The following is a 12,024-nucleotide window of genomic DNA, read 5'->3' on the forward strand; positions in this document are numbered from 1 at the left end:
TATGAAAGGAATAAACAACGAGATCGCAAGTGAACTTGAAATTGTGAAGCTAAACCACAATCGCAATCTGTTGCTCGATGAACAAAATCTGAGTGCAGAAGCCGATCATACTGCAAAAGATCTCTTTGGTTGCAACACAGTGAAATCCGTACATGCAACCATTGAACTAGTAGAAGCTGAGATTATTAGCAGTGTGCATGTACAAGCGCACCAAAGTCAGAGAGAGCTACTTAGTCAAAAAGCGGAAATGAAGAAAAGTAATAGCGCTGGAATTCATGATTTGAAGCGAGAAATAGCTAAGTGTAAGCACACTATGAATGACGAGCTCTTTAAAGTAGGACGGCAACACGAAGATGGTTATGAGAAATGTCAGCAAAAAGAGCGCCAAACTGGAGACGTATTTTCCAATATGAAAGAGCTCTACGAAAAAGAACTACCTAGGGAAAACGGAATGATCCAGTGGATTTATGTACTACTGGCGGCGGTCATGATTGGCGACTGGTTTATTGGCTCACGACTCTTAGTAAAGTACAACGCAATGGGTAAAGAAGGCAGCGTTATTATTGCTGCAGCCGTTACTGTGCTAATTATGGGCTCCGGAATCCTGTTTGGGCTGAGTATGAGGCGATTCCACACACGGAATAAAAATGCGCAGAGAAAGAGAAGCGTTAGAAGAATATGCGTTGACTGCTTCTTAGCTCTAGTTACGCTCACCATTGTCTACGCAATCATAATGATTCCTTCATGCTATGTGTATTTCTCTTGGGCTATGGAGCAAATAGTATATGAGAATGCAGCCTTGCCCCTTGGAGAATCATCTTGGTTTCTTTGGCCATTTCATTGGATCAATGGTGATGCACATATACCCTTCGAACATATTCCAGAATTGTATTTAATTGTAGGGTTCGGCGCTACTGAAGCGGTACTGAGCGCTATGAAAGCCTACTACTGGTCTGGTGACCCTATCTTTGGCTTTAATCGAGCTTACAAAGAGTGGCTTACCGCACAAGATGAACTCGGAGAAACTCGTTGCAAATTTCTGAGTGACTTGGAAGTGGTTGTCGACAAGCATGAGGATGCAATTAGTCGTTTCGCGAATGTGCTCAGGGAAGGTAGAGACAATGCCATTGACTACGATGAAACTTTAGTCACGTTTAATCGTAGAGAACAAGAGATTGAGCTCGACTATGTCGACACCTGCCGCTCATTACTTTTGAAATATCGAAAGAAAGTCCATCAAAAAGTTGGGAAAGATTTTAAGTTGAGAAATGAAATCTTAGCCCGACCGTTTCCCACGTCATTTCCATATCACCAAATTAGCGATCTAAGCAGCGAGATTACGAATAATTGCAAGCTACTCGATGAAATTGAGCAGGTTGAGAAGCAGTTATATGACGAGATCAAAGAGTTTGGCCAACAGAAAGAACAAGTGTTTCACAACCACAGTAATGGCTATTAATACTAACTAGGGAGTTTCAATATGAGTAAGTTAAATAAAGTCGCGTTAACGTTGGGTTGGGGGGCTGTAGTCTTTGCTGGTTGTGGCATCTTATATTTTGGCTTTAGTGGCAGTATTGAGGGTAAGCTTGACTCTCAAGGTTGCCTACCTCCCGAGCTGGTCAGCAATAGTATGGCATTTGTCATCGATAAAACTGATCCGTTTTCGCTCCGTTATGGGATGTCTATTAAGAAAAACATCCTACGTGAAGTGGAACGTCTTCAACGAGGGGAACCCATCAGCGTTTATGTCCTTACAAACAAAGTTGATAGTAACGTATCTCCCATATACAAATTTTGCTATCCAGGTAAGCCATCAGACAATATTGCTTCACAAAGTATTACGAAGGCCAAGTATGAGTACAAAGAAAAAATGGCTCCGTTTGAGGTATATCTAGAGTCACTGGCTAAGGCAGAGTCTTATCACGGCTCTCCAATTCTCGAATCGATGAAAGGCATTTCTTACTCGAAAGAATTGAATGAAGGCCATCACACAACCCTCCACATCTATAGTGATTTTAGACAGTACAGTCACGAGCTTGGGATCAAGCTAGTCCGCAAAGCTAACTCTGCACAGATACACAGATTTAAAGTTCATGCTACCGAGCGTTTGGATAACTTCAGTGGTAGAGACGTTCACATGCACTTTATCCCGATAAAAATCACAAATGGGACGTCTCCTAACGTTCTACGCGAGTTATGGATGGATGCTTTTACTGACGCTGGCGCAAATGCAGATTGGTCTCACTTAAGTAGTTATTAGGGAGCAACGATATGAAAAAAATACGATTTGTTATCCTGGTTTGTCTTAACCTGGCTCTGGTAGGGTGTAAAGGTGGCATGGGGCTTAACTGGCAAATTGGTGCGGGGGCGAAACTAAGCAGTTTAAACACTCACTTAAAGGTTGCTCCAAGAGTGGGGATGATCCGCCTTGGGGGCATGGTCTCAAGTGTAGGCAGCAAGCTTCGCATCGGCACTCTGGTATCCAAAATCAGAACGTCCAAGGTGAAAATCCGAAAACCTAAAGCGGTTGAAACCTATTTAGCGAGAAAGCAGGACATCCGAAAAAACGGTATCAAGAGTCAGTCCGGTCGAAAGTTGGTTAACAGCCACTACTCAGGTAAGTGGTTTAAGTCAGGTGTGACTTTTAAGAAAAGCGGACATCCAGACTTCTCTCCCTATGCTTACAAAACCTATGTTGCCCCCAAAAACATCAAATTATCCGGTGACAAGAAGGATTTCGTTAAAGCAAATAGAGCAGTTTTTGGTAAAGATGTGAAGCCAGAAGGCTTTACCTGGCATCATGTCGAAGGCAGTCGAAAACTACAACTTATCCCAAGGTGGCTACATAACTCGACACGTCATACCGGTGGAAGTTTCGATATACGATTTCAGGCTGCTCCTGCTAAATAGTACTACGTGCGTATTTCGATGATTCCATTCGGGGAAATAAGTGATCGGATAATCCAGAAATGAGTAATCGGAATACTATGAAATACGCATTATTCCCCCATTAAGTCAAAATTTTAACTTAGTCTCTGAGGGAACTTGAATTGCTCCCTTTTTACGATGGTGAGATATATTGTTCACGAATCTTAAACGTTAATATGTAAACCTCAGACTCAGTTCGTAATATTCACATCAATAGTTGAGACAAAAAAGCCTAAGGCTATTTCTATAGAGGAAATTGATCAATTCTATGACAAGAGTAACTACTACACTGAACTTTATTACTTCTAAGTGAGTCTAACGGTTGTTCTGAGATGATTAAAAACTGTGGCCAGTTTTCGTTAACTATATACGCCCCCTCCAACGGTGTCAATGAACCAGAACTATGTTGTTACCGCTTAATACAAAAAAAGGAGCGTTCATTGCCTCACTACAGTGTGTGGAAATTACCTACCATCTAGGATAGATTACTTTATAGTCATCAACAGTTGGGATGATGAGTTCGCCAAAAATAACCCTCTTGGTTTGCCTAGCTATGTATTAATTGCAAGCGAATTTATTGCCAAGCTAGGATTAGTCGGAGAGCTGATTATGCCCATACAATAACAAGGGACAATGGATGTGGTTTAAAAACAGAGAACAAGTTGAAGAGGCAATCCGACGGTTAACATGTCTTGCAAAATATTCAGGTATGTCAAAAAAGGATGTTAGAGAAGATTTGGTACATCAGGCTTTAATAAGGCTACTTGAAGTGAAGAAGTTCTCGAAAAATGAGACGTTTACTGCTGATATGTATGCGTATTGCAACTTGGTAATCCAAAGAGCAAAGAGAGATATTCTTGAAAAAAGCGAAACAGCAAAACTAAAATCCAGGAGTAGGTATAAAAAAGAAACTTCAAACTGGGAAAAAGATAACAAAAAAGATAAAGACAAGCCAACAAGATACTTTCAAAGACGTTCAAACCAAGATGTCTTGACTGTAAAAGCTAAGCAACAACCTGATTTAAAACCTGATGAGCTAACGGAAACTGAGCTAATTGTTTATGCTAAGCAAGTGTTCCCTGTTTTGCTTAAAGTGATTGAGGAATTAATTGCCGAAGAACGTGTGGTTGACCCTATCAAGGCAGAATTTTTATACCTCCTCATAACAAACAATACCACACTGACCATTCCAAAGCTTAATGAATCTATTGGGTTGAACTACTCAAGCCCACAAACACTTTTTACCCGTTTCTGTAAGAAGGTAGAAAAAATAATGGCTAACGAAGGCTATTCGCTTGAAATAGGGGTCAATCGCCACACGCTAGAGGTCCTCGAAACAGAAGCGGAAGGATAAAGATGATGAAAGATAAGATAGATATTACAAATGAAATAACCGCTCTATTTGAAGAAGAGTTGTTCCAGAAGGTCTGTATTCGAGGTGAGCTTTTAGAAGAGTCGGATGAGCAGCTTGTAGAAGACATTTTCAGTATGTTTAAAGAGCATGTTGCTCAGCATGAGAATCAAGTTAACCCAGTAAGCTTCACCACTCCGGCCGCCAACGACAGCTTTTTAGAAGCCTTTGAACTTAAAGCCGCTGGCAGCAAGGATGATGAAACACTTTGGTATAATCAGTGCATTTCTGTTTCTGAAACATATAACCTCATTCTCACGCCCTTTGAAGACTGTGATGATGAAGTAGATATTGAGATTGAGCCTTTTGAAGGAAAAGAAGCTGAGCTTCAAAAACTTCTCAAACCCTTTGAGAACCAAACCATTCAAGTTTGGTTGATCTGGAATGAGGAGGCCGTGCTTAAAGCCGAAATCTACGTTCACCCAGAGGGCTATCGAGCCAGTGGTGAGGGTGTTGTGCTCAGACAAGAAAGACCCGGTGAAGGCCCCTTGTCGTTTAAAATTGATAAGAAATGACATTCACTTCTGAGGCCCCTTAAAGAGGGGCCTTACTTATAAGCGATTCAGAAACTCTAGGGGGCATCCATCACATCACACCCTAGGCATTCCAATGTAGATTTCTACTAAGTCTCTACTAGTAGTGGAGATAGCCTAACTATCGAAAATACGTTTCAGTGTATGATTGGCGAAATCACCTGTAGGACGAAATTACTTTGATCTGAACCAGCAGAACTGGACACAGTATTAAGCGACATTTTATTTTTCGAAGTTAACAGGGCTTAACTCGAAAAGGGGCAAAGGTGTGTTACGCCTACAAGTGCCACAGTCCCTCGCTGGTATTCAACAACAATGATTTTAAAGGAATGACATTGGTTCCACTGAGCCAGCGCGAAGATAAAAGAGGCGGCGAGCAGTCCCTGGACGGTCAGAAAATAATGCTGCAGCCAACGATAGAAGCTGCAGGCTTATACAAAAGGCGAAAATATGGCCAAGTGCACCTAAGCCACTGGCGCCACGGGATTCATGATCTGAGAAGGAAAGAAAGTCAAATATTTTGTCATTGTCCCCGATAAGAAAAGAATTACTGAGCTTCGTGTTATCTATCATCGAAAATACAGAGGGCCGTACCATCGTACGATGGCAATTTCGCGGCTCAAGCTCTTCAAGTCAACCCTGTCATTTAATCCCTCGCCTGAGGCTCTTTCTTTTTCTTAATCTCAGCCCTTTTATCGAACATTAAATCCCTGGTCTCATCTAGCGCTTTGCAATAAAAAAGTGCCAATAGGAAGCCCGCAAAAAACAAGATCCATCCAAAGCCACCTATTAACTCAAAACCCAACGTGTCACTTATTGCAAGTGCTATGAGTGGTAATATACTGGCTACAACAGTTATCGCTGCCGTGACTTTAAAGCTGATATGGTTATCGTTCAAAATCGCCGCGGGATAATAGAGATCTTCAACTTCCTTAGCCATAGGCACGACTTTTCTAAAATTGTCCAAGTGCACATAAGCATAATAAACCAAAGCTATGAAAATGGCTGGAAAGTAAATGAACAAATTAGCAATGGACAGTTTAATACCAAAAGGCAATGCGGCTTGATCAAGCGAAGATGGCTTTAATCCGTTTTGATTTTGAATAAATTCATTCATCGTGAGATCAGCGTTAGCTTTGTCCTCTAGCAAGGCATTGATGGCATACAACCTTGTTAGATACATTTGACTTTCACTAATAATACCAGTCTCTTTAACAACCTTCTCAAGCAGTGACAGGTGGGAATTGAATTTGGACTCAATGCTGTCGTAGTCATACCGTCGCTCAACCAGTTCAAACTCACTTTTGTCACCACCGCCAATATGGTATCGATAAGTCGTATTATACAAGGGGAACGTTTCTGATACTGGGAAGGACTGCTCTGGTCCCATAACAGATACTAGGCACATAGAGAGGTAAAAACCATCATTCACCTTAAAACGCCCTTCGGCCTTACATTCAGAAACTTCAACATCATAACTCTGACGAGTCATTTCACCCGTCAGTATAAATGACTCATTATCGCCTAGATCTTCAAATGCGGCGTTTAACCCCGAATCAGACAGTGTGCCATACAAACCTGCTAATTCATGCCGGATGGAATTGACATAAACATCCAGATAAAAGTAGTTTGAATAATCGGCTACAGCCGACACTTTACTGTGATAGAAGTTTGGCCTTACAACTACAATAGGAAACTCAATTTCGCTACTACCAACCCAGCTTTTACTCACGGCTTGAATGCGCTCATTGAGCCTTTTCGTAGCCTCTTCTGCATCGTTTTTAATAACAACCGAAACATGCTCAGAAAGTACCTGCAGCAGCTCCTTGCCATGTTCCTGATAAACTTTATCAAGTACATAAAGCTCTCGGTTAACATTGTTGGAAGTTGCACTAACAGAGAGAATAATTACTGAAACCAAACAAGATGCGAGAATAAACAACCTATGTGATTCCCGAATAAACTTCACAGACTGCTCAAATATCATTTTCTAACCCCTTAATTTGGAAAATAGAAAACCGCTCAAGTTAATGAGCGGCAATCCAATCACAGCGTTGCCGGAGTCAAAAACATTACAGGTCGGCCTTCATGCACTTCTTTCTCTTGGTATTCAACAAAGTCAATGCGCTCACTATCTGGTGTATACAGCTCAATAGCATCACCATCATTATTCAGCCTGATCGTACTCAAACTGTGTACATAAGCTTCTCCGGGCTTTAGCTTTGTTGCCTTCTTAATTGCTTCCTTCGCACCTGAGCGGTCAATGAGCTCCCAACCCTTGAGATCGATTTCCTCAACACCAAAATTGGTGATACTGACCCATTCGTTACCAGCATCCTGACCTACGGGATTGACCAATGCGGCAGTCAGGTAAACATCAACATCATCATCAAGCACGACCTTGCGAACTTCGTTTTTTTTAACAATATCCTCTTTACGTACAATCTCGACTCGTTCAGGGGTATTGGTTACTTTTAGGGTGTTATCAGGCTGCTCGTTAAAATATAAAGGGTTTGCATCGTACAGTTGTTGGTCAAATATCAACCCTGTCAGTTCCTCTACTTCCATGACACTAACTTGATAGATAACGTTGTCATAGCCCTGACGTTGACTACCACGCTTATCCCTAAGCTCTTCTTTATCTTGGTATTGAATGAATGCCTGAACCTCAAGCTCTTCATCTTTGTTGAGAAAGGCCAAAACCTTGAAAAACCCCGCAGGCACCTTCGCCATCGGTTCACCTTCCGGAGTTACTGAGCGATCGAACTTACCGTAGATACAGCCGTTAAAACTCAATACACGCCCATCGTGTGTATCAAGATCTCTCGCATCGTCTTCCAGAGATAGCCACTCATCCTGGTTTAGGTTTTCATGCTGTAGCGCCGCATTCGTATAATAAAAGGTTTCATCAGAATTCCTCTGAGCCTCTTGCTGGGTATGGCCATAAGCTGCGGTGTGCCTCCTTGCCATATGGCCACGGTTCCATGTCTGAGAGTAATAGGATGAACCAAGCACATCTTCCCTTCGATATCGCCTATCATTACGCCAATTGTTTTTTCGTTTTGTTTTCTTAAATAAGTCTTGGTCAAACATGAATGCAACAAGGGCAGGGGATCGCTTATCCTCATCGCCATTTATCATGACACTATAATTTGGATAATCAGCGATATATCCTTCCCTCAACTTATCAGAGCGTGCCAATGCTACATCAAGGTTAGTTTTTGGTCTTGGTAGTTCGATATTGAAACCACTCAAAAATTCGGGATCATAACCAGCCATAATCTTTGCCTCCTCATTTTGCACAACTATTAAGACCCGGATGCCCAGATAAACTATAGACAATGCAAATTCAGTTGATGACTGTGATATGAGAAAGTCTGATAACCGCTTGCAAGTATTCGATTCCCCCACTCCTTGTCCATCAACCCTGTGAAGATTTAGCTTAAGCTGGTGAGGTAAAAGGAGCGAAATATGCAGGGCTGTTGAGTTAGCATTAAGCGCAGTCACGGCACTAATAACCAGTTGTCGCCTGTAGAGTAAGAAAAGCGGTTTATTAAAAAGGTTAACTAGTGCCTATTGAACCAGTGGCAATTTATACTGTTGATTTCCTTGGTGATAGTTTACCAAGGAAGCTCAGCATACATTGATATGTCATGTACGCTGAGCTTTGAGTCTATAATGGTAGCTCTAGGGTGATAGGGCAATGGTCGGAAGGTCTGACTTTATCTCTGCCAAAGTCTGGGTAATTTGTCCCAATGGCTTCCAGTCCCAACGCCGGAGTTTTCCACATGAGTGTTTCAGCGAAAGTTCGATTCAGGAAAAATCTATCTATCTTTTCATAACAGTTCCAGTCGGAGTGCTTTCTGACGAAAACATTTGGGGCATAGTAAATCGCTACACTTTCTGGCTTGCCATCGTTTATTTCATGCAGAAATGATCGTGTTTGCGATTCGTCTGTCGGTTTATCCTTTGCGTTTCCGCCGTCGGAGCGAGCTTCAAATGACCAATCTAAGTCAAAGACACGATTAAAGTCGCCGAGTAAGACGAAGTCTTTTTCATTTTTAACCATTCCTTCAATCCACTCTTCTAATACATAAACCTGATTAGCGAAGGTTTTACAATCTATTTTGCTATTATCTAGCTTCAGTTCGTGACAGGACGATTTCATATGTAGGTTCAAGAACGTGAGCTCTTTTCCGTTGATTGACCCATTCAACTCTATCCCGGGGCGAACCGGTCTCTCTTTTCCATCCATATTTTTGTGTAAAACCATTACATCTTTATTGACTGTAATGAAAGGCTCCTCATCGAATAAGTCTTTCCTGTAAGCGATGCCAACATTTTGTGGCATGATTGTATCTTCCAATAGTTCATAAGAACTTATCGAAACGTAACTGCTATTGTTTAGGAGTTCATCAATTGCTTTAGCGTCAGAAACCTCTTGAAAAAAGTAGATATCAGATTGCAAGTCATCGGCTAAAGCTCGAAGAGAGATTATTTTCTTTCTATGGTCATCTAGAGTTCTAACAGCCTTGGGCCAGCTAAGTGCGTTGCAGTAAGTGAGTCTAGGGGGTTTTTCTTCATTTTTATTTTGTGTATTAACAGAAGACTTTTTGTCACTCCAATCTAGTGGTTCACAATATGCTTTCCATTCCTTGAACCTATCTTCTGACATTAGGTGTTCAGCATTCCAAGTTGTGATTTTAAGTGGTTTGGCTGCTACTACTGATGCAAAACCATAAAACGCTAGCGCTGTAAGCACTATTCTGATGCATTTAGTCTTCATTTTTGTTCCCATACCAATTAGTTAGTGGGTTCTTATATGATTTCTATGAATTAATTATAGGAAACAGTATTTACATACTGTCGGCAAAATAGATTTATTTTTGAATAAATATAGTGCCAGTGAATTTACTCCGGCTTTCACAATTAGCATGGTCAATTCATGACAGTAACATTGAGGTTCAAGCTGGAGAATACGCCTTATATTTTATAAAAACGCTATTAATTGAAAGTAATAATTAATAGCATTTAACTCAATCACAGTACAGACTGGAACGAAGTATAAAGTGGGCTCGAGTGATAGGAGTTTTGCTCTTCTTGAGAATCATATAATTACAAGTGAATTCAATAAAACGGTGATACTGAAAGGTGGATAGTATTAATGAGAGAAAGGTTTTTGCTTTAGCATATGACAAACTATGACTATTCCCCGAAGAGAAGACGCACACTACCCATACCAATAATGCTGGAAGGTAGTGCATTCGACTAAAAGACGAATATACGGAAGCATCTAAACTTTTCGATTTGTCACTTTGTAAAGCCATGGTTCCCGTATCAGAAATAGAGCAGAAAACAACGACTGAAGACTACGCTTAGTTAAAAAATATGCTCAGTTAAGAGTAAAAAGCTACCAAACGGTAGCTTTTATCAGTCGCCTATCTTATTTTTTTGAGGATTTACTTGGCTTTAACGACGGAGTATTTCCCGGAGTGTTTTTATTGTCACGTCGGCGTTGATCTGGTTTCCCTGTTGATTTAGCAATTGGTTTTGGACCAGGCTTAAGACTCATAAGTATCCGCCCCATGATCCCACGGGGCGACTATCAACGAGAGAAGTTCCAGGGGAGTAGAGAGTCGATATCAGGTTCGGGCTGGGCTAGCTCTTCCATGCACTTAACCAGATAGTCGTACAGGATTAGCCCGTTAGCTTTAGCAGATTCGATAATACTGTAAAGCATAGCACTGGCATCAGCGCCCTTCTGCGTATCGGCGAAGAGCCAGTTCTTCCGGCCTATGACCAGTGATTTGATTGCGCGTTCCGCTCGGTTGTTGTCGATTGATAAGTGGCCGTCCTCCGCATACCGCTCGAGCTTGGGCCATTGGCCCACTGTGTATTTGATAGCTTTGCCCAACTGGCTGGACGCCACGACCTTCTGTGATATCAGCCACTGGTACAAGTCATCCAGCATAGGCTTCGCCAGTTTCTGCCGTTCGGCCAGCCGCTCTGCTGCGGGCAACCCTTTCAACCGGGTTTCCAACGCATAGAGCTTTTGGATTTTCGCCAGGGCCACATCGGCTTTCCCGGCCTTGCCTTTACCCTGCAGCTTTTTGGCATCCATGAACTTGCGGCGGGCGTGAGCCAGGCAACCGAGGTGTTTTACCTGCGTTAGCCCATCATAGGCCTGGTAGCCGTCGGTCTGCAGATAGCCGCCATACTCACCAAGGAAGGCAGCAGGACAAGCCCTCGCACGACTATTTTGATAGTCGAACAACACGATATTTTTCATACCTTCCAATGCGGCTTCTGGTGAGTCAGCGCCAGAGCAGTACACCCACATATAACATTGCTTGTCTTCCTTGAGGACATTGAGCGGCGTTTCATCGGCCTGGATAACCACCTGTTCATACAAGTGCTTCTGTAATGCTAGGTAAAGTGGTGTGAAGTGTGTACTGGCCTGCATGACCCAGCGCGCCATCGTCGTTCGGGATAACTCTATACCCGACTGCTTGAACAGGGTCTCCTGACGGTAAAGTGGCAGTGCATACTGGTACTTACCAAGAATAATGTTGGCCAGTAGACTTGGGGTCGCGAAGCTCTTGGGGATAAGGCTTGCAGGAGCTGGCTTCTGACTGATACTGACGTTATCCGCTTCCTTCTCGCATTGGCGGCAACTGTACTTGGGACGGACATATTCCAGCACCTTCAGTACTGCCGGGGTGAACTCGAGCTTTTCACTGCAGTCTTCACCTATTTTATGCAAAGGGTGCTGGCAACACGCGCAGTGTTTTTCTTCTTCATCCAAGTCCAGGACTATGCGCTCGCGCGGCAGCTCTCTGGGAAGCGGCTTGCGTTTCCCCCGTGCCTTCTTGGTGGTTGTCGTTGCAGCAATGTCTTCCTGTTCAGCAGCATGAACTTCACACTCTACTTCATTGAACAGGTCACCCTGTGCCTCGTCATATGGCTTGAGTGCTTCGGCACGCTTAGCGAACTGGCGGTCGATGGCCAGTTTGAACTGCTCGAGCAGCGAAGCTTTTTCAGCCATCAGGGCTTTAACCATCGCTTGAAGCGCGGCAACATCTTGACTGTCAGGGTTGATTTCAGGCGTCGTTTTCATGGTATCCATTATATCAAAACGGTTACATAACCACC

At 42.6% G+C, this 12,024-nt stretch carries 9 protein-coding genes; 5 read left to right on the top strand and 4 right to left on the bottom strand.

The features are described from left to right. The first annotated feature begins 1 nt into the window (after window position 1). From L4D19_RS02570 to L4D19_RS02590, 5 genes are all read left to right on the top strand, one after another. Window positions 2-1,459 carry a hypothetical protein gene (locus L4D19_RS02570; RefSeq protein ID WP_428451046.1) on the top strand — a complete coding sequence of 486 codons (1,458 nt, stop codon included), beginning with the start codon at window positions 2-4 and terminating at the stop codon, window positions 1,457-1,459. Between the two features lie 21 nt (window positions 1,460-1,480). Then, window positions 1,481-2,260: a hypothetical protein gene (locus tag L4D19_RS02575; protein WP_428451047.1), complete on the top strand. Its 780-nt coding sequence runs from the start codon at window positions 1,481-1,483 to the stop codon at window positions 2,258-2,260. An 11-nt stretch (window positions 2,261-2,271) separates the two neighbouring features. Next, complete coding sequence (locus L4D19_RS02580; RefSeq protein WP_428451048.1) at window positions 2,272-2,910, top strand: HNH endonuclease; 639 nt, start codon at window positions 2,272-2,274, stop codon at window positions 2,908-2,910. Window positions 2,911-3,565: 655 nt separating this feature from the next. Further along, window positions 3,566-4,282 (top strand): hypothetical protein, encoded by a 717-nt coding sequence (locus tag L4D19_RS02585; protein WP_428451049.1) that lies wholly within the window; start codon window positions 3,566-3,568, stop codon window positions 4,280-4,282. Window positions 4,283-4,284: 2 nt separating this feature from the next. Continuing rightward, on the top strand, window positions 4,285-4,854 hold the full coding sequence (locus L4D19_RS02590; protein WP_428451050.1) for a hypothetical protein: 570 nt from the start codon (window positions 4,285-4,287) through the stop codon (window positions 4,852-4,854). Window positions 4,855-5,518: 664 nt separating this feature from the next. Here L4D19_RS02590 and L4D19_RS02595 read toward each other — a convergent pair. The 4 genes from L4D19_RS02595 to tnpC all read right to left on the bottom strand — a co-directional run bounded on the left by L4D19_RS02595 (window position 5,519) and on the right by tnpC (window position 11,989). Then, window positions 5,519-6,859, bottom strand: coding sequence for a hypothetical protein (locus L4D19_RS02595; RefSeq protein WP_428451051.1), 1,341 nt, complete (start codon window positions 6,857-6,859; stop codon window positions 5,519-5,521). Window positions 6,860-6,918: 59 nt separating this feature from the next. Then, the gene (locus tag L4D19_RS02600; RefSeq protein ID WP_428451052.1) at window positions 6,919-8,151 is read right to left on the bottom strand and encodes a DNA/RNA non-specific endonuclease; all 1,233 of its coding nucleotides are present in this window, start codon (window positions 8,149-8,151) and stop codon (window positions 6,919-6,921) included. Between the two features lie 394 nt (window positions 8,152-8,545). Then, window positions 8,546-9,658, bottom strand: coding sequence for an endonuclease/exonuclease/phosphatase family protein (locus L4D19_RS02605; protein WP_428451053.1), 1,113 nt, complete (start codon window positions 9,656-9,658; stop codon window positions 8,546-8,548). Between the two features lie 819 nt (window positions 9,659-10,477). After that, window positions 10,478-11,989 carry an IS66 family transposase gene (gene tnpC / locus L4D19_RS02610; protein ID WP_428451054.1) on the bottom strand — a complete coding sequence of 504 codons (1,512 nt, stop codon included), beginning with the start codon at window positions 11,987-11,989 and terminating at the stop codon, window positions 10,478-10,480. Between the last annotated feature and the right edge of the window lie 35 nt (window positions 11,990-12,024).

The sequence above is a fragment of the Photobacterium kasasachensis genome, assembly GCF_050336885.1.
GTDB lineage: Bacteria > Pseudomonadota > Gammaproteobacteria > Enterobacterales > Vibrionaceae > Photobacterium > Photobacterium kasasachensis.

What these genes read in the sequence shown, in the direction of transcription:
- L4D19_RS02570 (WP_428451046.1), top strand. Translation starts at nt 2, where the DNA reads ATGAAAGGAATAAACAACGAGATCGCAAGTGAACTTGAAATTGTGAAG.
- L4D19_RS02575 (WP_428451047.1), top strand. Translation starts at nt 1,481, where the DNA reads ATGAGTAAGTTAAATAAAGTCGCGTTAACGTTGGGTTGGGGGGCTGTA.
- L4D19_RS02580 (WP_428451048.1), top strand. Translation starts at nt 2,272, where the DNA reads ATGAAAAAAATACGATTTGTTATCCTGGTTTGTCTTAACCTGGCTCTG.
- L4D19_RS02585 (WP_428451049.1), top strand. Translation starts at nt 3,566, where the DNA reads ATGTGGTTTAAAAACAGAGAACAAGTTGAAGAGGCAATCCGACGGTTA.
- L4D19_RS02590 (WP_428451050.1), top strand. Translation starts at nt 4,285, where the DNA reads ATGATGAAAGATAAGATAGATATTACAAATGAAATAACCGCTCTATTT.
- L4D19_RS02595 (WP_428451051.1), bottom strand. Translation starts at nt 6,859, where the DNA reads ATGATATTTGAGCAGTCTGTGAAGTTTATTCGGGAATCACATAGGTTG.
- L4D19_RS02600 (WP_428451052.1), bottom strand. Translation starts at nt 8,151, where the DNA reads ATGGCTGGTTATGATCCCGAATTTTTGAGTGGTTTCAATATCGAACTA.
- L4D19_RS02605 (WP_428451053.1), bottom strand. Translation starts at nt 9,658, where the DNA reads ATGAAGACTAAATGCATCAGAATAGTGCTTACAGCGCTAGCGTTTTAT.
- tnpC (WP_428451054.1), bottom strand. Translation starts at nt 11,989, where the DNA reads ATGAAAACGACGCCTGAAATCAACCCTGACAGTCAAGATGTTGCCGCG.